Below are 18,614 nucleotides of genomic sequence, written 5' to 3'. Positions count from 1 at the left end.
TCAACCTCAAGACGCCATAGTATTACGTACCCTATGGAGATGCTGATGCTTTCGCCGACGTTTAAAGAATTGCTTGGTGGAAAGATCGAAGCCTCCTCTCGTATCGACGAGAGCCGACTTAAAGAACTTCGTCCACTTTTACCCGCAGAACTCGCAGTCCTTTATGAACAATACGGGCTATTCACTCTCAGACAGGGCCGCTTACAACTCTGCGACCCCTCCGAATTCGCAGGCATATTAGCTCTCATTTTCAAATCAGATGCGCAGTTTATTCACAACAATTGCTACGCCTTCGCATACACGGCTTTTGGGGTGATTTACTGCTGGTCGGACCAACTGGCATTGATCATCGTTGATCTGATCAGCGGCCACATAACCAGTCGCGGCGCCCTCGGCAAGATAAAGAAAGGTGCGAATATAGCTAACCAAATTTATGTTCCCTTCAGTCTCTCTGATCAAGCACTTGATCTCGCGGACGAAGAAAACAAACCACTTTTTTCGCAGTCGATAAAACAGCTCGGGCTGTTGGAAATCGGAGAGTGCTATGGTTTTGTTCCAGCTTTGGCGCTCGGTGGAGCGCAGAGACTTGAAAATCTGAAGCGTGTGAGTGCAACGGAGCATTTTTCCATTGTTGCTCAGACTTTGGAATTCCATCTTGTCGATATTCAAGGTTATGGTGAAACGACGGTACTCCGTCCTGTAGGATGAGAGCGCTAGGGCGTCCTTCACGGTTGATGCTGGCCGCAGGGGTGCAGCGGCCGGGCTGTGGTAGCGGAAATGACTGGATCACTCCGGCGGGTTTCGGACGTGCACCTGCTCCGAGCGCGCTTAGTTCCAGTGGCTGGTAATGCCGGCGACGGGTCGAACACGGTCCTCGGCCTCTTCGCCGAAATCGCTCGTCTCAAGACGTCTCGGCGCTCTCATGCTATCCACCGCCCCGTGTCCGACCGCCTGAAAACCTTCATCCGCCAACGCGCGGCCGAGCTCGGCTTCGATGTCTGCCGCTTCGCCTCGGCGGCCGACGCCTGGCCGGCGGGCGAGCGGCTGCGGCGTTTCGTGGACGAGGGCCGACACGGCGACATGGAATGGATGGAAACGACGCTGGATCGCCGCCAGCACCCCACCGCCATGTGGGACGAGGCGAAAACCGCCATCGTCCTGGGCATGAACTACGGCCCCGAGGACAATCCGCTGGATCAGCTGGCCGACCGCTCGGCCGGATACATCTCGGTCTATGCGCGCGGCGACGACTATCACGAGGTCATCAAGGGCCGACTGAAACAGCTGGCGGGCCAGATCGCGGCCCGCAACGGCGCGGACATCAAGGTCTTCGTCGACACCGCGCCCCTGATGGAAAAACCCCTGGCCCAGCGCGCCGGACTGGGCTGGCAGGGCAAACACACCAATCTGCTCAGCCGCACCCACGGCAACTGGCTGTTCCTGGGCACGATCCTGACCGCCGCCGAGATCGAACCGGACGCGGCCGAGACCGAACACTGCGGCCGTTGCACCGCCTGTCTCGACGCCTGCCCGACGAACGCCTTCCCCGCCCCGTTCCAGCTCGACGCCCGGCGCTGCCTCTCCTACCTGACCATCGAATTCGCGGGTCCCTGGCCGGTCGAGTTCCGCACCCTGACCGGCTCGCGCATCTATGGCTGCGATGACTGTCTGGCCGTCTGTCCGTGGAACAAGTTCGCCCAGGAAGCCCGCGAAATCCGGCTGGCGCCACGCCCCGCCTTCCAAAGCCCGCGCCTTTCCGACCTGCTGGCGCTCGACGACGCCGCCTTCCGCGCCCTGTTCACCAAGAGCCCGGTCAAGCGGATCGGCCGCGACCGGTTCCTCAGGAACGTCCTCTACGCCGTCGGCAACTCTGGCGACGCGCCCCTGATCGCCCCGACGAAAGCCCTGCTGGACGACCCCTCGCCCCTGGTGCGCGGCGCCGCCGTCTGGGCCTTGTCGCAACTGACTCCGCCCGACGCGTTCGCAGCCCTGTCCGACGCGACGGACGAAACCGACCCCCAGGTCCTGGCCGAATGGCGCCGGGCGCAAACGCGCCAACCCGAGTAATGGTCCCAACGAACCGCAGCGATTTCAAGGCCCTGACGACGACCAGCGACCGCTAACCTGACGCCCTCGCGCGCTGGGCTATACTGCCCGCCTGGTCTTTAACATCCGCCGGAGAACTGCAAACCGCTCGCAAAAATCTGCACGAAAGTGCACTCAAAAAATTCGCAGTGCACTTTTTGTCTCCTCTCCGCTACGCGGGGAGGGGGACCGCGAAGCGGCGGAGGGGCTCTTGACGCCCCACAGGCGCCTGCGATGCGGTGGCAGCCCCTCCGTCACGACGCGAAGACGCGCCGCGCCACCTCCCCACGAAGTGGGGAGGAGACGGATCACCGGATCACCCCATCGCCGTGCCGACACCCGATCCACCGCCCGGCACCTTGGCCACGTCCAGCAGTTTCAGCCGGAAGATCAGCACCGAATTCGCCGGGATCTTGGGGCTGCTCCGCTCGCCATAGCCCAGCTCGGGCGGCACATAGAGCAGCCATTCGTCGCCGACGCGCATCTTCTGCAACGCCTCGGTCCAGCCCTTGACCACCTCCTCGGGGGTGAACACCGCCGGCGCCCCGCGCGCGAACGAGCTGTCGAATACGCTGTTGTCGACCAGCTTGCCCTCGTAATCGACCTTGACCAGGTCGTTGCGGTCCGGGCTGACGCCGCTGGCCGGCCCCGCCTGCACCACCTTGTATTGCAGGCCGCTGGGCAGGGTCACGACGCCGTCGGCCTTGGCGTTCTCGGCCATGAAGGCGACCGCCTCGGCCTTGCCCGCGTTCGGATCGACCGGCTCGGCCTGGCCGCAGCCCGCCAGCAGCAGCGCGCTCAACAGCGCCGCCTTACCCCATCCGAAGTTCATAGCCGCGTTCCTTCAAGGCTTCGCCGATCTCGTCGGCGTGGGCGCTATCGCGCGTTTCGACCATGATGTCGAACTCCGCGCCCTTGGCCGGCACGTCCAGCGCCAGACGGTTGTGGACCACGTCGATGATGTTGCCGCCCAGGCCCCCGATCACCGCCGCCATGGCCGACAGCATGCCCGGCCGGTCGTCGCCCAGGATCCGGTAAACCAGCAACCTCCGTTCACGGACCATCTCGCGGTTCAGCACCACGGCCAGCATCCGCGCATCGATGTTGCCGCCGCACAGCTCTAGCCCGACCTTCATCCCCTTGAACCGCTCGGGATAGGCCAGCAGCGCCGCCAGACCGCCCGCGCCCGCGCCCTCGGACACCGTCTTCTCATAGGTGACGTAGTGGGCGACGGCCCTTTCGAAGTCCGCCTCCTCGCAGACGAAGACCTCGTCCACCAGCGGATCGGCCAAGGCAAACGGGATGTCGCCAACGGCCTTGATGGCGATGCCCTCGGCGATGGTCTGGCCGGTGCAGACCGGCGGCAGGCCCGCCCGCCGCGCCGTGAAGGACGGGTATCGCGCCGCCTCGACCCCGAACACCTTGATGTCCGGCTTCATCGCCTTGGCCGCAATGGCGCAGCCGGCGATCAGCCCGCCGCCGCCGATGGGGATGATCAGGGCCTCGATGTCGGGCGCGTCCTCCAGGAACTCGATGGCGCAGACCCCCTGGCCCGCCACGATGCCCGCGTCGTCGAAAGCCGAGACGAAGACATAACCCTTCTCCGCCTCCAGCCGCTGGGCCGCCTCGGTCGAGCCGGTGAAGTCCAGCCCCTCGATCACCACCGTGGCCCCATGCGACCGGGTGCCGTTGATCTTGGCGAAGGGCGTGCCCTCCGGCATCACGATGGTCACCGGCACCCCCAGCCGACCGCCGTGATAGGCTAGGGCCTGGGCGTGGTTCCCGGCGCTGGCCGCCACCACCCCGCGCTTGCGCTCCTCGGGGCTCAGCATCAGCAGGCGGTTCAGGGCGCCGCGTTCCTTGAAGCTGCCGGTGAATTGCAGGTTGTCGAACTTGACCCAGACCTCGGCCCCGGTCAGCTGCGACAGCTTCCTGGAATAGCGGGTCGGGGTGTGGTCGACCTGACCTGCGATCCGGGCGCGGGCGGCTTGGATGTCGGCGAAGGTGACGGTCATGCGGGCGTTTCCGAGCTGTCGCGCCTCGACGAAGGGGCGCGTTGTTCGGGTCTGTTTCGCGCGTTGTCGGGTCCGGGTCCAGAGGCGGGCGTCTTGACCGTGGAAGTGGGAGGCCGGGTCTGCGATAGTGGGCGCGTCGTCCCCCCGACCGCGAAATCCCCCGGAGGAAAGCCCATGTCGATCCGCCCCTTCGCCGCCCCAGGCCTCGCCCTCGCCCTGGCCGCCGCCGCCCTTTCGGCCTGCGCCCCCACGACCGGAGGCGGCCTGCCCTATGCCGGACCTGCGGCCTTCGACGAAGGCGATTTCGGCTGGTCCCAGATGCCCGGCCGCAACAGCATCGAAGGCCAGATCGCCTTCGCCCAGGACGGCAAGACCTTCGCCTGTGTCGGCTCGGCCGGCCTGACGCCGGACACCCCCTACACCCGCGCCCGCTTCCGCACCCTGTATGGCTCGATCGAGCGCGCGGCCGTGCCCGCCGCCGTGGTCCGCGCCCGCACCGTGCCGGACGCCAACGCCAACTACAGCGGCTATGTCCGCTCCGAACGCTGCGAGAACGGCCGCGTCCGCTTCGACGGTCTGCCGGACGGCGGCTGGTTCCTGATCGTGCCGGTGACGGCGGGCGATGCGCCTCTGGTGCTGATGCGCCACGTCCAGACGCGCGGCGGCCGGGTCGTCGCCGTCACCCTGTGACCCGCACGCCTGTTCTCACGAAGATGCGACCCCGGTAACGCGGATCGCCATCTTCTGACCACGAGCGCCCCGGACTGATCGCTTCTTCTGTGCGAGAGTTCGGGGAGCGTTTTCTTGTCCCAACACAATATCGTAGGGTCCGAGGCCTTTACACGAGGGCCATCGGTCATCATCCGCAAATACAAGGCGGGCGGCATGCGTCGGCGACGGTCCAAGACCATCGCCACCTTCATCGCCGGCGCGGGCGCGATGCTGGTGGTCGGCCTGATCACCGCCGCCGCCGTCTATGGACCGACCCTGGCCGGCGGCTGACGCCGGCTGGCCCTCAGGCCAGCCAGACCATCATGCGGGTGTCTGCCTCGGCTCGACGCGCCTTGCTCCAGGCTCGGCGCGTCTCGCCGGTGTAGAGAAAGCCCGCCTTCTCCAGCACGCGACCCGAGGCCGGGTTGTCGGCGAAATGGCCGGCGACCAGCGCCCGGCGCTTCCACTTGCGGCTGGCCCAGACCAGGGCGGCGTCCAGCGCCTCGGTGGCGAAGCCCCGACCCCAGTACTCCCGACCGATCCAGTAGCCCGTCTCGGGCACGCGATCCTCGCCCTCGAACAGGCCGATCACACCGATCGGCCCCACATCCTCATGGTCGATGACAAAGGTGTTGGCGCGCCTGGGATCCTGAGACGCCACCTGCAGCACGAAGTCGTCGGCGTCACGCATCTGGAACGGATGCGGCATCCGCTTGGTCATGCGCGCGATGTCCAGGTCGTTGGCCAAGGCCGCAATGCGCGGCGCGTCCTGGGGCGCGGGCGCACGCAGGACCAGACGCCGGGTCTCGACGACGGGAGAGGTTTCGATGACGCACATGGGCGTTGCCTCGGATCTTCAACCGTCTCCTTGAAGGGCTCGGACGGTCTTCGAGGCGGGGAAACGCAAACGGGGAGCCTGGTGATCCAGACTCCCCGCGGAATATAATCCCTGGTCCGGACCGGCTGCTTTCAGAAGCAACGCCGATCCGGGAAGGTCCAGATCGCGTTACTCGGCGGCCATCGCCACTTGGGCGTCGTCATTGGCCGCGAGGATCGACACGTAACAACGGCCGCCCGCTTTCTTGGTGAATTTCACCGCGCCGTGCGTCAGGGCGAACAGGGTGTGGTCGCGGCCCATGCCGATGTTCTCACCCGGGTGGAAGGTGGTGCCGCGTTGGCGCACGATGATGTTGCCGGCCAGCACGCGCTCGCCGCCATACTTCTTCACGCCAAGGCGCTTCGACTCGGAGTCGCGACCGTTACGCGACGAACCACCGGATTTCTTGTGAGCCATCTTGCCGCTCCGTCTTTCCTGAGTGTCCTATCGGCCTTTCGGCCTACTTGAGGACGTCTCTTTTAGCTGGGTCTGGCGCTGTAAGACGCCGGTGAATGTCTTAGGCTTCGTCGCCGGCGGCTTCAGCCTTGGGCGCGGCCTTCTTCTTGGCCGGGGCCTTCTTGCCAGAGTCTTGGGCGGGAGCCGAGCTCTCGACCACAACGCCCTTGACCTCGGCGCCGTCGACGTCGGTCACGACCGTCTCGGTCGAACCCAGCGAAGAGGTCGCGTCACGGGCGGCCAGGTTGCGGGCCCGCAGGTTGATCTCGGCCTTGGTCGTCAGATCGACCTTTCCGTCCCACTTGGCGGTCTCGCCGGCGCCGTCGATGCCGGTGATGCGCAGGACCGATTCCATCTGGCGGTGGCCGTTGGTGCGGCGATAGCCCTGGCGACGGGTCTTCTTGAAGATCTTGATCTTCTCACCCTTGCGGGTTTCGACCAGGGTCGCACCGACGAAAGCGCCGTCGATCAGGGGAGCGCCCAAGGTCACGCCGTTGTCGCCGCCCAGCATCAGGACGCTGTCGAACTTCAGCTCCGAGCCGGCGTCGCCGTCGAGCTTTTCGACGACAATGGTGTCGCCCGGTTGGACCCGGTACTGCTTGCCGCCGGTCTTGATCACCGCGTACATGTTGAAGCCTCAGCGCAAACGCAAAAAAAGATACGCCGCCCAAGGACACCCCCGGCGGCGAAGAGCGGCGACATATACGGAAGGGTGTCCGAGAGTCAACGCCGAACCCGGCGGAAATTCAGCCCCGGACGGATTATCCCCCGCCGTTATGGCCCATACGGCCTCAGTCCCGGACTCAATCCAGGGCGCAGATGTCGGGCAGGCCGCGCAGGGCGCCGGCGTGGTCCAGGCCATAGCCGACCAGGAAGCGGTTCGGCGCCTCCCAGCCGACGAAGTCCGGTTCGGGCGCACGCGGCGCGGGCCAGGGCTTTCTGGCGAAGACGCAGGTCAGGACCTCGGATGCGCCGGCTTCCCTGGCGATGCGGACCGCCTCGGCCAGCGATAGGCCGGTGTCGAACACGTCGTCCAGGATCAGGACGCGGCGACCGGCGATCGGACGCTGGAACGGGGCATAGACGTCGATGCGGCCCCGGCTGGTCTGTTCGTCGCCGTAGGAGGCCAGCCACAGGGCGTCGAAGCGGACGTTGCGCCCGACGCGTGACAGGGCGCGGGTCAGGTCGGCGGCGAACCACAGGCCGCCGGTCAGCAGCACGGCGGCGACGGTGTCGTCGTCGATCACCGGGGCGATACGCTGGGCCAAGTCGGCGACGATGCGCGCCACCTCGGCCTCGGGCAGGAGAACGGTCGGCGTCGGGGAGGGATCAGCCATGATGCGAGGCCGATACCGCCTCACCATGCCCCTTGTCCACCGCGCCCACGGGTCGCGCCTCGATCGGCGCGGCCGTATTTGGGGCGTCAGCGCCGGGCGCCGTGGCCGAGCGCAGCCCTTGGGCCGTCGCCGGCGGCGCTGCGGCGGGGGCGTGGTCGGATGTCGGTTCGGCCCCGTGCGCCGCAGCCTTCTTGTCGTCAGCGTGCCCGGCCGTCGGCTTGCCGGGAGCGGGGGCGGGAGTTGCGCTCACCGGGGCGAAGTCGACGCCGATGCCGGCGCCGTGCCCGCCTGGATCGGGGATCAGGGCGGCGAATCCCTGGACCTTGCCCGGCAGGACGGGCGCCGCGTCGATTTCGACGATCTTGAAGCCCACCTCGGCGCCGTTGGCGTCCACCAGGGCGACGCGGACGGGCGGCGACACGATCTCGACGTCGCGCACGTTGCGAATGGCGCCGGACACCACGACCATGCCGGGGTGGCCGGGCGCGGCCTTGGCGGTCAGGGCCTCGAAGTCCAGCCCGACCGGGTTCACCGTCGCACCGAAGAATTTGTAGGCCGAGGCCGCCTTGGGGAAGGCCTGGACGATCTCGATCCGGAACAGGAAGGCCGCCACGATCAGGCCGATGAAGACGCTGGCCAGGCCCGCCCAGACGACGCCGTGGGCGGCGGCGCGACGCAGCCTCTTCTGGCGGTCGGCGCGGGCGCGGAAGGCGCGGGGCAGTTCCGGAGCGGGCGTCTCGGCCAGGCTGGCGGCGGTCGGCGCGGGTTCCGGTTCGGGCGTGGTTTTTGGGGTGGAGGCAGCCGCGACCACAGGCTCGGGCGTCAGGGTCAGTTCCAGCGGTTCGTCGGGGGTCGCGCGCCACACTTCGCCGCACGACTGGCACCGCACCTTGCGGCCGTTCGTACCGACCGCGTCATCGGGAATGAAATAGCTGGTGGCGCAGGCGGGGCAGGTCAGTATCATGTGGCTGACTGCGAGGCTGTCGCCCCCTCCCGTAAGGCGCGACGCCGCGCCCTGTTCCTGAAACACATACCATGCCGTCCTCGCCCGCCGATTCCGCTCCCGTGTCCGAGACCGCCCGCCTGTCGGGGGTGGGTTTCGGCTATGCAGGCGCGCCCGACGTGCTGAGCGACATTAACCTCATTCTGCCGCGTGGCTCTTTCCACTTCCTTACCGGGCCGTCCGGGGCTGGAAAGTCTTCGCTGCTGCGCCTGCTGACGCTGGCGGACCGACCCCGAACGGGCAGCATCCGCCTGTTTGGATCGGATGTCACGCGCATCGACCGCCGCGACATCCCCGCCTTTCGACGGCGCATGGGGGTGGTGTTCCAGGACTTTCGCCTGCTGGATCACCTGTCCGCCTTCGACAATGTCGCCCTGCCCCTGCGCCTGGCGGGCGGATCCGAGGCAGACTATGCCGCCGATGTGCAAGAGATGCTGAAATGGGTCGGGCTGGGCCGTCGCATGGACGCCCGTCCCCCGGCCTTGTCCGGCGGCGAGAAACAGCGGCTGGCCATCGCCCGCGCCGTCATCACCCGGCCCGGCCTGATCGTGGCGGACGAACCGACGGGCAGCGTGGACGCCGTCATGGCTGACAAGCTGCTGCGGCTGTTCCAGTCGCTGAACAAACTGGGGGCCACCGTCCTGATCGCCAGCCATGACGAGGCCCTGGCCCAGAGGTCGGGCGCGCGCGTCCTGCGTCTGGACGCCGGGCGTCTGAGCGAACCGTCGCGGGCCGCCGCATGATCCGCCTGTCAGATTTCAGCCTGTCCAGCCGCCGCCCCGGCCTGTTGCCGCCCGCCGCGGCCGGCGAGCCCTGGCTGATGACCGTCATCGCGGTCCTGTGTTTCCTGGCCTGTTTAGCCGCCGTCGCCGCATCGGCTGCGGATCGCGCCGCGCACGGCTGGGCCAGACAGTTGGGCGCCGAGGCGACGGTGCAGGTCCGCCCCAGCGTCGGCGAGACCGGCGACACCGCCGCCGCCCGCGCGGCCGAAACCCTGTCGGGGGTGGACGGGGTCGAGGAGGCCGCCGCCCTGAGCCGCAAGGCGGCCGAGGATCTGCTGCGGCCCTGGCTGGGCGACGCCGTCCTGCCCGACCTGCCCCTGCCCCATCTGGTGACCGTCAGGCTGAACGCCCAGGCGCCGGCCAGCGCCGTCACACTCAGCCGCGCCCTGGCCGAGGCCGGGCTGGACGCGACGGTGGACGACCACAGTCTGTGGCGCGGCGAGGTCGAGCGATCCGCCGCCCTGATCACGACGCTGGCCGGCGCCGCCTTCCTGGCCATCGCCTTCGCCGCCGCCGCCGCCATCGCCTATGCGACCCGCGCGGGTCTGGCGGCCGGGCAGGGCGTCATAGAAACGCTGAGCCTGAACGGGGCGACGGACAGGGCCATCGCCTGGCTGTTCCAGCGGCGATTCGGCCTGATGGCGGCGGGCGCGGGCGCGATCGGCGCCGGGCTGGCGGCGATCCTGCTGGCTTTCCTGAGGTTCCTGGGGGGATCGGACGGGCTGTCGGCGGCGTTGCCGATCACCTGGAGCGACCTTGCGCTGCTCTCGCCATGCCCGCTGCTCGCGGCTACGGTTGCGGTTCTCGCCGCGAGATTCGCCGCCATGCGAGTGCTGGCTTCGGGCAAGGATGGAGGAGACGCATGAGATTGTTGAGCGTCATCGCCATCGCGGCTCTGATCTGGCTGGTCGGCCTGTTCGCCTTCGCCCATCGGGTGCGCGAGCTGACGCCCGCCGACGATCCCGCACGCGCCGACGCCATCGTCGCCCTGACCGGTCCGTCGTCCGAACGGGTCAACACCGCCATCCGCCTGCTGGAACAGGGCAAGGGCGAGCGGGTGCTGATCTCGGGCGTCAACCGCGAGGTCCGCCGCCAGGAGCTGCGTGAGCTGACGCCCGGCTCCAGCCGTCTGTTCAACTGCTGCGTCGATCTGGGCTTCGAGGCCGAGGACACCGTCGGCAACGCCCAGGAGATCGCCGCCTGGACCCGCGCCAAGGGCTATCGCAGCCTGATCGTGGTCACCTCCGACTATCATATGCCGCGGTCGCTGGTCGAAATCCGGGGCCAGCTGCCGGGCGTGAAACTGACGCCCTACGCCATCTCCACCCCGTCGCTGGACAATGTCCGCTGGTGGCGAGCGGCGGTGACGGCGCGGCGCATGACGCTGGAGTATATGAAATATCTCGCCGTCCTGGGCCGCGAGGGCGTGCGTCGCATCACCCGCGACCGGCCCGCCGACACGGAAGGCGACGCCGTGACGCCCTCAACCGACACGTCTCCTGACGAAAAGGCCGCGCCTTAGTGAACACTCTGCGTTCCCTGCTCTTCACCGCCTGGCTCTATCTGTCGATGCCGATCATCGCCATCGGCCTGTCGCCCATCCTCCTGGCGCCGCACCGCTATGTTCAGGGTGTGTGCAAGCTGTGGGCGAAAATCGTCCTGTTCGGCCTGCGCTGGATCGCCGGGGTCAAGGTCGAGGTGCGCGGGCTGGAGCACGCCCCGTCCGGCGCGGCCCTGATCGCGTCGAAACACCAGGGGATGCTGGACATCGTGGCCCTGCTGGCCGTGCTGCCCGACGCCTGTTTCATCATGAAGAAGGAGCTGATGCCCCTGCCCTTCTTCGGCTGGTTCGCCTGGAAGGCCAAGATGATCGCCGTGGACCGCGCCGGTCACGCCAAGGCGCTGAAGGACATGACCCGTCAGGCGCACGATCGCCTGGCCGAAGGCCGCCAGATCGTCATCTTCCCCGAGGGCACCCGCAACGATCCGGGCGTGCCCGGCGACTACAAGCCCGGCGTCGCCGCCATCTATCGCGATCTGGAAGGCCCCTGCTGGCCCGTCGCCACCAACTCCGGCGTCCATTGGCCGGCGCACGGCTTCCGCCGCTATCCGGGCCAGGTCATGTTCGAATTCCTGGAGCCGATCCCGGCCGGGCTGAAACGCGGGGCGATGATGGCGTTGCTGGAAAGTCGCATCGAGACGGCTTCGTTGGCCCTGTTGGAGCCAAAGGCCTAGCTGGGGCGTATGAGGGCTTCCGATTTCGTCTTTTTAGGAAACCTCCCCGTATGTTTCTGCGTACCTTCGCTCTGACGACCGCCGCTGCCTGCGCCTTCGCCGGCTCCGCCTTCGCCCAGTCGCAACCCTATGAGCAGCTTCGTCCTGCGCCCCAGGGCTGGACCGTCGATCTCGGCGTCGGCGCCCTCTACAGCAAGGACAGCGGCGGCGACACGGGGTCCCAGACCACGGTCGTGCCGTGGGTGTCGGCCAACTATCGCGACGTCGTCTATGTGAACGCCATCGACGGCCTGGGCTGGAACGCGATCAAGACCGACGACTTCCGCGCCGGCCTGCAACTGCGCCCGCGCTTCTCGCCTGACGACATCGAGGGCCTGGACCTGGATCGTCCCGACTTCGGCGCCGATCTCGCCGCCTATGCCTACAAGCGCCTGCCCGGCAACATCGTGGTCGGCGGCCGGGTCAGCCGCGACGTGACCGACGTCAGCGAAGGCACCGAATACTACGCCTCGGTCGGCCATCAACGCGTCACGCCGGTCGGTCTGCTCAATGCCTCGGTCTATGCCCGCGGCGGCGACGCCAAGCTTGCCGACGCCTACTACGGCGTCAGCACCGCCGAGGCCGCGCGCAACGGCATCGACGCCTATTCGCCGGGCAGCGGCCTGCAAGGCGCGGGCGCCAGTCTGGTGCTGCTGGTTCCGATCGGCGACAAATGGGGCGCTGGCGCTCTGGTCAACTACGAACGCCGTTTGGGCGACGTCGCCGACAGCCCCCTGTCCCAGGAAGACGACACGATCCGCACGGGCGTCTTCTTCGCCCGCCGCTTCGGCGGCTGATTACAGAACGGCGGCCGTGGATGCGGCCGCCGTCCCTTGCTTCGATCAGGTCGCCGCGAACTCGCTGAGCGCATCGATCACGGCGCGGTTCTGGTCTTCGGTGCCGATGGTGATGCGCAGGGCCTGGGGCAGGCCGTAGCCGCCGACCGGGCGCACGATGATGCCCTTGGTGTTGAGGTATTCGTTGGCGGCGGCGGCGCGTTCGGGTCCGTCGAACATCACCAGCACGAAGTTGCCGGCGCTGGGCAGCACCTCCAGGCCGAAGCCCCGCAGGGCCTGGGTCAGACGCGGCTTCCAGTTCGACACCAGTTCGCGTGACGCCGTCTGGTGCGCCTCGTCGAACAGGGCGGCGGTCGCGGCCTCGACGCCCGGTACGGAGACGTTGAACGGCAGGCGGATGCGGTCGATGGCCTCGGCCACCTTCAGCGGCGCATAGCCGAAGCCGATGCGCAAACCGCCCAAGCCGTGGATCTTGGAGAAGGTGCGGGTGACGACGATGTTCTGGGCGTCACGGGCTAGCGGGAAGGCGGTCTCCCAGTCGGCCTCGGTCACATATTCCGCATAGGCCTCGTCCACGACCAGGATGATGTGGGCGGGAAGCGCGGCGTGCAGGCGGCGGATTTCCTCGCCGGTATTGTAGCTGCCGGTCGGGTTCGACGGGTTGGAGACATAGATGATCTTGGTCCGGTCATCGACCTGAGCCAGCAGGGCGTCGACCTCGGCCTTGAAGTTCGGCTCGGGCGCCAGCTTGACCTGGGCCTCGCAGCCCAGGGCGCTGATCCGATAGGCGAGGAAGCCGTACTGGCCGCAGACGATGTTGTCGCCGGCCGTCAGATAGGTCTGGTTCAGCAGGGCGAAGACCTCGTCCGAGCCGTTGCCGAAGATCAGCCGTTCGGGCTCCAGCCCGTGGATCTCGGCCGCCGCATCGCGCAGCTTGGTCGCGCGGCCGTCGGGATAGATGTGGATGTTCTTGATCGCGGCCTCATAGGCGGCGCGCGCCTTCTCGCCAGCGCCCAGCATGTTCTCGTTCGAGGACAGCTTCATCGGCTCGGCGACGCCGGCGATGGACGACTTGCCGCCGACATAGGGGGCGATGTCGAGAATACCGGGCTTGGGGGCGGGCGCGTCGGTCATGGAAAGCCTTGATCTCAGAAGATGGGGGCGGCGCCGATGACGCCGTTCAGGCGGCCGGGCGCGGTCTTCAGCCGCCCGTCCTCGGCCTGCACATAGCCCGTCAGCACGAACAGCTTCAAGCCGCCCGCCGCCGCCAGAGGATCGGCGACCAGTCCGGCCTCGCCCAGGGCATCTACGATCTTGGTCTCGGACCAGCCGCTGTCGGTGACCCAGAAGCTGCGGTCGTCGCCGGTCGGGCCGGAGGTTTCCCTGGACACCACAAAGGCCTGGGGCCGGCCGCGTCGATCATCCGGCAGGGCGGCGACGATCTTCAGCTCGGGCCGGGCCAGCAGCCGCCCCCACCACGGTCGGTCGGGCGTCAGATCGATCACGGCGCGCGCGCCGGCCTCGACCGCCTTCAACGCATCGTCCGCCGACATGGGGCGCGATCCCAGGCCGTAGCGATCGACCGCCAGAGCCTGGGCCAGGCCGCCGCAGACGACCAGGGCCTGGCCGGTCGCGACCTCGACACGGCCCCACACCGCCTTGACCGCCGAGGCCTCGGCGGGCGACGCGGCATTCAGCAACTGACGCAGGGCGATGGCCGAGGCGTCGGCCCGGTCGCGCGGCCCGGCCGCGACCCGCGCGCGCACCGCCTCGACCAGGGCGCGGTCCAGCGCCAGCAAGGCCTCGTTCGTCTCGGGTTCGTCCAGCAGGGCCATCAGAACAGCTTGGGCGCCGGCGCCAGGGGGAAGGGGCCGAGCCAAGTGCGGCCGTCGCGGAACACCAGCGTCAGGGGCAGTTGCTCCTGGCCCGTCGCTTCGGCCGCGCCCGCCGCAGCGGCGGCTCCGGCCGCGCCGATCCGGTTGACCGGCCCCTGCCGCGTCGCCATCAGGCCGGCCAGCGCGGGCAGAGGTTTCTGCGCCTGCAGTTCGACCTGGCCTGTCAGCCGTCCGTTCGCATCGGCGCGCAACACGTCGCTGCTGAGGGTCGCGCGGCTGTCGCCCGCCTGCAGGTCGCCGCGCACATTGCGGAACGTCCCGCCCGCCTTCGTCCAGGCCGAGAAGACCCCGGCCGCGTCGCCGCCCGTCTTCAACAGGCTGGCCTGGCCGATCACGGCCTCAAGCTGGGTGGTCAGGCGGCCGTCCTGGGCGAAGCCTTCGACCGGACCGTTGGCGCGCCCCTGCCCGTCCACCAGGCGGAACATGACATCAACGTCGTCGGTCGGCGTGGTCGAGCCTTCCAAATGCGGTCGGGCGTACAGCTCGATCCGCGCGGCGCGGGCGATGGGGAAGGGTTCGGCGCCGGTCTGGGTCGTGAAGACCGGATTGATCATCTCCAGCGCCAGATTGGGCCAGCGCTGGTCGATGCCGCTGGCGCTCATGCGGATGGCGTCGCCCTTGACCGCCACCTCGCCCTTGCCGGCGCGGGTCAGCATCAGCCCCTGCGGCGCCACCACCACCCATTTGGTCGGCTGATAGGCGTTGGCCTCGGCGTTCAGTTCGGCCGCATTGATGGCGTGACCCGACGGCGTCTCGACTACCAGCTGGGTCAGGCCGACACGGGCGCGGAAGGGCCAGCCGGTGATCGTCTTGCCCGCGAACCGCACGTCCCAGCCGTCGTGACGCAGGGTCTGGACCTGGGCCTCCAGCCGCGTGTCGATCTGGCGCGTCAGAAAGACCCACCAGCCGGTCCAGGCCGCCAGGGCGATCAGCACGAGGATGAAGGGCGCATAGAGGCCCTTGCGGCTGGGTCGCTTGGTGGTGTCGGTCATGCGCGATCCTATAGCGCGCCATTTCAAGCCGTTCTAGGCGGTGAGGTCGGCCAGCAAGCCGTCGGTCGCTCGCAGCGCCTCGTCCGGCGCGACGCCCAGCAACAGCCCGCGTTGGCCCCCATTGATCAGCACCTGATCGAACAGGATGGCCGTCTCGTCCATTGCGGTCGGCACGGTCTTCTTCTGGCCGAAGGGACTGACCCCGCCGACCTTGTAGCCGGTCAGCCGTTCGGCGTCGGCGGGCTTCATCATCTGGGCCGATTTTCCGCCCAGCAACGCCGCCAGCTTCTTCATGCTGACCTCGCAGTCGGACGGCACGATGACGCAGGCGGGCGCGCCGTCGACCAGCACCATCAGGGTCTTGAACACCTGCTCGGGCGCCATCCCCAGGGCCTCGGCGGCCTGCAATCCGACGCGCGGCGCATCGGGATCGTAGTCATAGGGAAACAGGTCGAAGGCGACGCCGGCCTTGGTCAGGGCGACCGTCGCGGGCGTGGTCTTCGACATCTCAGGCCGTCTCGGGGTTCAGGAAGCTGCGGGTCAGTTCCACAGCATCGGCCAGGCCCATGCGCTGGACCTCGGTTCCCGGCGGCAAGCTGGCGAATAGGCGTGTCGGGGTGGCGGCGTCCAGCATCAGGAAGACCCCCTTGTCGTCGCCGCGCCGGATCAGCCGACCGAAGGCCTGGGCGATGCGGGCGCGGGCCAGGGCGTCATCGTATCCCTTGCCCCCCAGCCGTTCGCGCCTCGCCTTGTGCAGCAGGTCCGGGCGCGGCCAGGGCACCCGGTCGAAGGCCAGAACGCGCAAGCTGCGACCCGGCACATCCACCCCGTCGCGCACGGCGTCGGTGCCTAGCAGGCACGAGTTCTCCTCGACCCGGAACATGTCCACCAGCGCCCCGACCTCCAGCGGATCGACGTGCTGGGCATACAGAGGCACGCCCGACCTCGCCAGATCCGGCCCCAGCCGCTCATAGACCGCCTTCAACCGACGGATGGCGGTGAACAGGCCCAGCCCCCCGCCCCCGGCGGCCAGGAACAGCTCGCGCATCGCCGCCGCCGTCTGGCGCGGATCGTCCTTGACCAAGTCGTTGACGACGATGACCCGGCTGTTGGCCGCATAGTCGAACGGGCTTTCGACCTTCAGGGTGCGCGGCGGATCGATCAGACGGGCCGATCCGGTGCGCATCCGCGCCAGGTCGAACGGATCCTCCTGCATCGGATCGGACAGGGTCGCCGAGGTTACCAGCACCCCGTGCGACGGCACGATCACGGCGGCCTCCAGCGGCACGGTCGGATCGATCCAGTGGCGACGCAGGGCCACGTCGTGGATGCGGCCGAAGGCCGTCTCGGCCGACAGCCAGTCGACGAAGTCGGGATCGGGCTGGTCTCCGCCGTCCTCTAGGGCCGCCAGCATGGAGCGCCATCCCGGCAGGGTCATGCGCGCGCGCCGGTCCAGCCCGCGCAAGGCCCCTTCGATGCGGGACCGTTGCGAGCCATCCAGCTCGGCCGCCTCGTCGTCGAGGATGTCTTCCAGATGCCGCGACAGGGCCAGCAGCGGCGCCTCAAGGGCGGCCAGGGCCTGGGCCGCCGCGCGGGCGGTCTCGGCGACCGGATCGGTCACAGGCTTCAGCGCGCATTCCATGCCGAACTCGGGGCCGCCGTATGTGTTGGTCTCGGCCGTGCGGGCGCGCAGTTGATCCAGCGCGGCGGCGAGAAACGCCTCGATCGGGCCGATGGGGTTCACCTCGCCAGACGCAGGCGCGACGCGGCCGGACACGCCCTCGCCCGGAAGCGCAGCCGAGGCGCGGATGGCGTCCTGAAGCGCCTTCAGCGCGGCCTGATTGTCCCCGACCATGTCGCCCAGCCGCTGTTCCAGCCCTCGCCCGCGACGCCCCCGCCCCTCCGGCCCCCGGATCCAGCGGCGCAGCTCGGCCGCCTCCTGGCCCGACAGACAGGCGGAAAAGGCGCTGTCGGCGGCGTCGAACAGATGGTGGCCCTCGTCGAAGACAATGCGCTTCAGGGCCGCCGTCTCGCCGTCCTGTTTCTGCCCGCGCGCCGACCGGGCGCCGTCGAACGCCGCCTGGGTCAGGACCAGGGCGTGGTTGGCGATGACTAGGTCCGCGCGGCGGCTGGCGCGAATGGTCTTCTCGACGAAACAGCTGCGGTAGTGGGGACAGGCGGCGTGGACGCATTCGCCCCGCCGATCCACCAGATTGGCCGCCCCCGCCGCATGGGCCGCCGGCATGGCGAACAGGCCAGGCAGCCAGCCGGGGAAGTCCCCGCCGGTCATGTCTCCGTCGCGCGTATGCAGGGCCCAGCGCCCGGCCAGGGCCAGGCCGATCAGGTCGCCGTTCCCCAGCTGGGCCGCCTGGACCATGTCCTGCAGATTCAGGACGCACAGATAGTTCTCGCGTCCCTTGCGGATCACCGCCTTCTTCTTGCGCTCGGCCGGATCGGGCCACAGCGAATGGCTCTCGCGGTCGATCTGGCGTTGCAGGGCGCGGGTATAGGTCGAGATCCAGGCCGCCCCCTGGTTCCGCTCGGCCCACAACGAGGCGGGCGCCAAATAGCCCAGGGTCTTGCCCGTGCCGGTCCCGGCCTCGGCCAAGAGCACGCGAGGCCGCCCCTCCTCGTTGCGGGGTGAAAAGGCGAAGGCGGCCTCGGCGGCGTAGTCCGATTGGGTCGGCCGCGTCTCGTCCAGGCCCGAGGCCTGAAGCAGCTTCTCCAGCCGGATGCGCGCGCTCTCGCTGTCGACAGGGGCCGACCCCGCCTCGCCGCGCGGCGCCTCGTCCTCCCATTCGGTCAGGCGCGACCAGACGTCCAGGCCCGACCCGCGATGCTGGCGCGCCCGCACCCCGCCCGCCTCCAGCGCCTGCACCACCCGCTCGCCCCAGGCCCAGCCGGCGCGCTGCATCGTCAGGGCCAGAACATAGGCGGTCTCGCGCTCGGGATAGGCCGGCTCGGCCAGTTCGCGCAGCAACAGCCCCGCCGCCTCGCGCAGGGCCGCCGCCTGTTCCTCGGCCGACTTGGGCTCGGCGAACCCCAGCGACAGGGCCAGCCCCGTCGGCGACGGCGCACAGAACCGCGCCGGCCGCACGAAAGCGTAAAGCTCCAGCACATCCATCAACTCGAGCGACCTCGGCGGCGGCGTCAGCCCCAGCCGCCGCGCCGTCAGCGAGGCATGGGCCACCATGACCGGCCCGGCGCTGAAGAACCCCTCGGCCGCGCCGCGCCCGATCTTCCTCACACCCGCCTCGTCGCACACCGCCCCCGCGCCCGGCGGCGTGGCGAGCGCCGGCGGCAGAGCCGCCCACGGCTCGGCGCCGGTCAGGCGGGTTTCAGCGATGACGGATTCGTCGGACACGACCGATAGATAGCGACCTCGGGGCT

21 protein-coding genes are annotated in these 18,614 nt (G+C 68.6%); 9 read left to right on the top strand and 12 right to left on the bottom strand.

The genetic code is table 11. The annotated features are described in order from the left end of the window. Nucleotides 1-45: 45 nt before the first annotated feature. Both ACK4MH_RS13270 and queG read left to right on the top strand, forming a co-directional pair. On the top strand, nt 46-708 hold the full coding sequence (locus ACK4MH_RS13270) for a T6SS immunity protein Tdi1 domain-containing protein (RefSeq protein WP_409719145.1): 663 nt from the start codon (nt 46-48) through the stop codon (nt 706-708). Between the two features lie 231 nt (nt 709-939). Continuing rightward, nucleotides 940-2,067, top strand: coding sequence for a tRNA epoxyqueuosine(34) reductase QueG (gene queG / locus ACK4MH_RS13265; protein WP_409719143.1), 1,128 nt, complete (start codon nt 940-942; stop codon nt 2,065-2,067). 334 nt (nt 2,068-2,401) lie between these two features. On the opposite strand, the gene ACK4MH_RS13260 is transcribed toward queG, so the two are convergent. Both ACK4MH_RS13260 and ACK4MH_RS13255 read right to left on the bottom strand, forming a co-directional pair. Continuing rightward, on the bottom strand, nt 2,402-2,917 hold the full coding sequence (locus ACK4MH_RS13260) for an FKBP-type peptidyl-prolyl cis-trans isomerase (RefSeq protein WP_409719141.1): 516 nt from the start codon (nt 2,915-2,917) through the stop codon (nt 2,402-2,404). Continuing rightward, the gene (locus ACK4MH_RS13255) at nt 2,898-4,100 is read right to left on the bottom strand and encodes a threonine ammonia-lyase (RefSeq protein ID WP_409719139.1); all 1,203 of its coding nucleotides are present in this window, start codon (nt 4,098-4,100) and stop codon (nt 2,898-2,900) included. The genes ACK4MH_RS13260 and ACK4MH_RS13255 overlap by 20 nt, the downstream gene beginning before the upstream one ends. 174 nt (nt 4,101-4,274) lie before the next feature. Here ACK4MH_RS13255 and ACK4MH_RS13250 point away from each other — a divergent pair, with 174 nt between their 5' ends. Further along, nucleotides 4,275-4,790: a hypothetical protein gene (locus tag ACK4MH_RS13250; RefSeq protein WP_409719137.1), complete on the top strand. Its 516-nt coding sequence runs from the start codon at nt 4,275-4,277 to the stop codon at nt 4,788-4,790. A 114-nt stretch (nt 4,791-4,904) separates the two neighbouring features. Next, nucleotides 4,905-5,102 (top strand): hypothetical protein, encoded by a 198-nt coding sequence (locus ACK4MH_RS13245; RefSeq protein WP_135193876.1) that lies wholly within the window; start codon nt 4,905-4,907, stop codon nt 5,100-5,102. A gap of 13 nt (nt 5,103-5,115) precedes the next feature. Here ACK4MH_RS13245 and ACK4MH_RS13240 read toward each other — a convergent pair whose 3' ends face one another. The 5 genes from ACK4MH_RS13240 to ACK4MH_RS13220 all read right to left on the bottom strand — a co-directional run bounded on the left by ACK4MH_RS13240 (nt 5,116) and on the right by ACK4MH_RS13220 (nt 8,445). Continuing rightward, nucleotides 5,116-5,649 (bottom strand): GNAT family N-acetyltransferase, encoded by a 534-nt coding sequence (locus tag ACK4MH_RS13240; RefSeq protein ID WP_346495793.1) that lies wholly within the window; start codon nt 5,647-5,649, stop codon nt 5,116-5,118. A 168-nt stretch (nt 5,650-5,817) separates the two neighbouring features. Beyond that, nucleotides 5,818-6,105: a 50S ribosomal protein L27 gene (gene rpmA / locus ACK4MH_RS13235; RefSeq protein WP_159848772.1), complete on the bottom strand. Its 288-nt coding sequence runs from the start codon at nt 6,103-6,105 to the stop codon at nt 5,818-5,820. 100 nt (nt 6,106-6,205) lie between these two features. After that, nucleotides 6,206-6,772: a 50S ribosomal protein L21 gene (gene rplU / locus ACK4MH_RS13230; RefSeq protein ID WP_409719134.1), complete on the bottom strand. Its 567-nt coding sequence runs from the start codon at nt 6,770-6,772 to the stop codon at nt 6,206-6,208. Nucleotides 6,773-6,947: 175 nt separating this feature from the next. Further along, entirely contained in the window at nt 6,948-7,481 is a 534-nt protein-coding gene (locus ACK4MH_RS13225) for a phosphoribosyltransferase (RefSeq protein ID WP_135193880.1), read from the bottom strand. Next, complete coding sequence (locus ACK4MH_RS13220) at nt 7,474-8,445, bottom strand: MJ0042-type zinc finger domain-containing protein (RefSeq protein WP_409719132.1); 972 nt, start codon at nt 8,443-8,445, stop codon at nt 7,474-7,476. The genes ACK4MH_RS13225 and ACK4MH_RS13220 overlap by 8 nt, the downstream gene beginning before the upstream one ends. Before the next feature lie 71 nt (nt 8,446-8,516). Between ACK4MH_RS13220 and ACK4MH_RS13215 the strand changes: the two genes are divergently transcribed. Genes ACK4MH_RS13215 through ACK4MH_RS13195 form a run of 5 tightly spaced genes read left to right on the top strand, consistent with a single transcriptional unit; the run spans nt 8,517 to nt 12,337 of the window. Continuing rightward, nucleotides 8,517-9,227 carry a cell division ATP-binding protein FtsE gene (locus tag ACK4MH_RS13215; RefSeq protein WP_409719130.1) on the top strand — a complete coding sequence of 237 codons (711 nt, stop codon included), beginning with the start codon at nt 8,517-8,519 and terminating at the stop codon, nt 9,225-9,227. Continuing rightward, nucleotides 9,224-10,132: a cell division protein FtsX gene (locus tag ACK4MH_RS13210; protein ID WP_409719128.1), complete on the top strand. Its 909-nt coding sequence runs from the start codon at nt 9,224-9,226 to the stop codon at nt 10,130-10,132. Before ACK4MH_RS13215 ends, ACK4MH_RS13210 begins: the two co-directional genes overlap by 4 nt. After that, nucleotides 10,129-10,788, top strand: a complete 660-nt coding sequence (locus tag ACK4MH_RS13205) for a YdcF family protein (protein WP_409719126.1) — start codon at nt 10,129-10,131, stop codon at nt 10,786-10,788. Before ACK4MH_RS13210 ends, ACK4MH_RS13205 begins: the two co-directional genes overlap by 4 nt. Next, complete coding sequence (locus ACK4MH_RS13200) at nt 10,788-11,501, top strand: lysophospholipid acyltransferase family protein (protein ID WP_409719124.1); 714 nt, start codon at nt 10,788-10,790, stop codon at nt 11,499-11,501. Before ACK4MH_RS13205 ends, ACK4MH_RS13200 begins: the two co-directional genes overlap by 1 nt. Nucleotides 11,502-11,551: 50 nt before the next feature. After that, nucleotides 11,552-12,337, top strand: coding sequence for a MipA/OmpV family protein (locus tag ACK4MH_RS13195; protein WP_409719122.1), 786 nt, complete (start codon nt 11,552-11,554; stop codon nt 12,335-12,337). A 45-nt stretch (nt 12,338-12,382) separates the two neighbouring features. On the opposite strand, the gene hisC is transcribed toward ACK4MH_RS13195, so the two are convergent. From hisC to ACK4MH_RS13170, 5 genes are read right to left on the bottom strand one after another with little or no spacing between them, the layout of a single operon-like run. Then, on the bottom strand, nt 12,383-13,471 hold the full coding sequence (gene hisC / locus ACK4MH_RS13190) for a histidinol-phosphate transaminase (RefSeq protein WP_409719120.1): 1,089 nt from the start codon (nt 13,469-13,471) through the stop codon (nt 12,383-12,385). Nucleotides 13,472-13,485: 14 nt separating this feature from the next. Beyond that, nucleotides 13,486-14,172, bottom strand: a complete 687-nt coding sequence (locus ACK4MH_RS13185; protein ID WP_409719118.1) for a hypothetical protein — start codon at nt 14,170-14,172, stop codon at nt 13,486-13,488. Next, nucleotides 14,172-15,224, bottom strand: a complete 1,053-nt coding sequence (locus ACK4MH_RS13180; protein WP_409719116.1) for a DUF2125 domain-containing protein — start codon at nt 15,222-15,224, stop codon at nt 14,172-14,174. The genes ACK4MH_RS13185 and ACK4MH_RS13180 overlap by 1 nt, the downstream gene beginning before the upstream one ends. A gap of 33 nt (nt 15,225-15,257) precedes the next feature. Beyond that, a complete protein-coding gene (gene ybaK / locus ACK4MH_RS13175; RefSeq protein WP_409719114.1) occupies nt 15,258-15,731 on the bottom strand; it encodes a Cys-tRNA(Pro) deacylase in 474 nt (157 codons plus the stop codon). A 1-nt stretch (nt 15,732) separates the two neighbouring features. Beyond that, nucleotides 15,733-18,588 (bottom strand): ATP-dependent DNA helicase, encoded by a 2,856-nt coding sequence (locus tag ACK4MH_RS13170; protein ID WP_409719112.1) that lies wholly within the window; start codon nt 18,586-18,588, stop codon nt 15,733-15,735. Nucleotides 18,589-18,614: the final 26 nt, after the last annotated feature.

Origin of the sequence: Brevundimonas sp. (genome assembly GCF_046295075.1) — a bacterium.
GTDB lineage: Bacteria > Pseudomonadota > Alphaproteobacteria > Caulobacterales > Caulobacteraceae > Brevundimonas.
The sequence above is the reverse complement of the archived record's forward strand: the minus strand, read 5'-3'. Positions and strand labels throughout refer to the sequence as shown.

Bases quoted from the DNA above. Each gene is read 5' to 3' on its own strand.
- ACK4MH_RS13270 (WP_409719145.1), top strand. From the start codon at position 46: ATGCTTTCGCCGACGTTTAAAGAATTGCTTGGTGGAAAGATCGAAGCC.
- ACK4MH_RS13260 (WP_409719141.1), bottom strand. From the start codon at position 2,917: ATGAACTTCGGATGGGGTAAGGCGGCGCTGTTGAGCGCGCTGCTGCTG.
- ACK4MH_RS13255 (WP_409719139.1), bottom strand. From the start codon at position 4,100: ATGACCGTCACCTTCGCCGACATCCAAGCCGCCCGCGCCCGGATCGCA.
- ACK4MH_RS13250 (WP_409719137.1), top strand. From the start codon at position 4,275: ATGTCGATCCGCCCCTTCGCCGCCCCAGGCCTCGCCCTCGCCCTGGCC.
- ACK4MH_RS13240 (WP_346495793.1), bottom strand. From the start codon at position 5,649: ATGTGCGTCATCGAAACCTCTCCCGTCGTCGAGACCCGGCGTCTGGTC.
- rpmA (WP_159848772.1), bottom strand. From the start codon at position 6,105: ATGGCTCACAAGAAATCCGGTGGTTCGTCGCGTAACGGTCGCGACTCC.
- rplU (WP_409719134.1), bottom strand. From the start codon at position 6,772: ATGTACGCGGTGATCAAGACCGGCGGCAAGCAGTACCGGGTCCAACCG.
- ACK4MH_RS13225 (WP_135193880.1), bottom strand. From the start codon at position 7,481: ATGGCTGATCCCTCCCCGACGCCGACCGTTCTCCTGCCCGAGGCCGAG.
- ACK4MH_RS13220 (WP_409719132.1), bottom strand. From the start codon at position 8,445: ATGATACTGACCTGCCCCGCCTGCGCCACCAGCTATTTCATTCCCGAT.
- ACK4MH_RS13215 (WP_409719130.1), top strand. From the start codon at position 8,517: ATGCCGTCCTCGCCCGCCGATTCCGCTCCCGTGTCCGAGACCGCCCGC.
- ACK4MH_RS13210 (WP_409719128.1), top strand. From the start codon at position 9,224: ATGATCCGCCTGTCAGATTTCAGCCTGTCCAGCCGCCGCCCCGGCCTG.
- ACK4MH_RS13205 (WP_409719126.1), top strand. From the start codon at position 10,129: ATGAGATTGTTGAGCGTCATCGCCATCGCGGCTCTGATCTGGCTGGTC.
- ACK4MH_RS13195 (WP_409719122.1), top strand. From the start codon at position 11,552: ATGTTTCTGCGTACCTTCGCTCTGACGACCGCCGCTGCCTGCGCCTTC.
- hisC (WP_409719120.1), bottom strand. From the start codon at position 13,471: ATGACCGACGCGCCCGCCCCCAAGCCCGGTATTCTCGACATCGCCCCC.
- ACK4MH_RS13185 (WP_409719118.1), bottom strand. From the start codon at position 14,172: ATGGCCCTGCTGGACGAACCCGAGACGAACGAGGCCTTGCTGGCGCTG.
- ACK4MH_RS13180 (WP_409719116.1), bottom strand. From the start codon at position 15,224: ATGACCGACACCACCAAGCGACCCAGCCGCAAGGGCCTCTATGCGCCC.
- ybaK (WP_409719114.1), bottom strand. From the start codon at position 15,731: ATGTCGAAGACCACGCCCGCGACGGTCGCCCTGACCAAGGCCGGCGTC.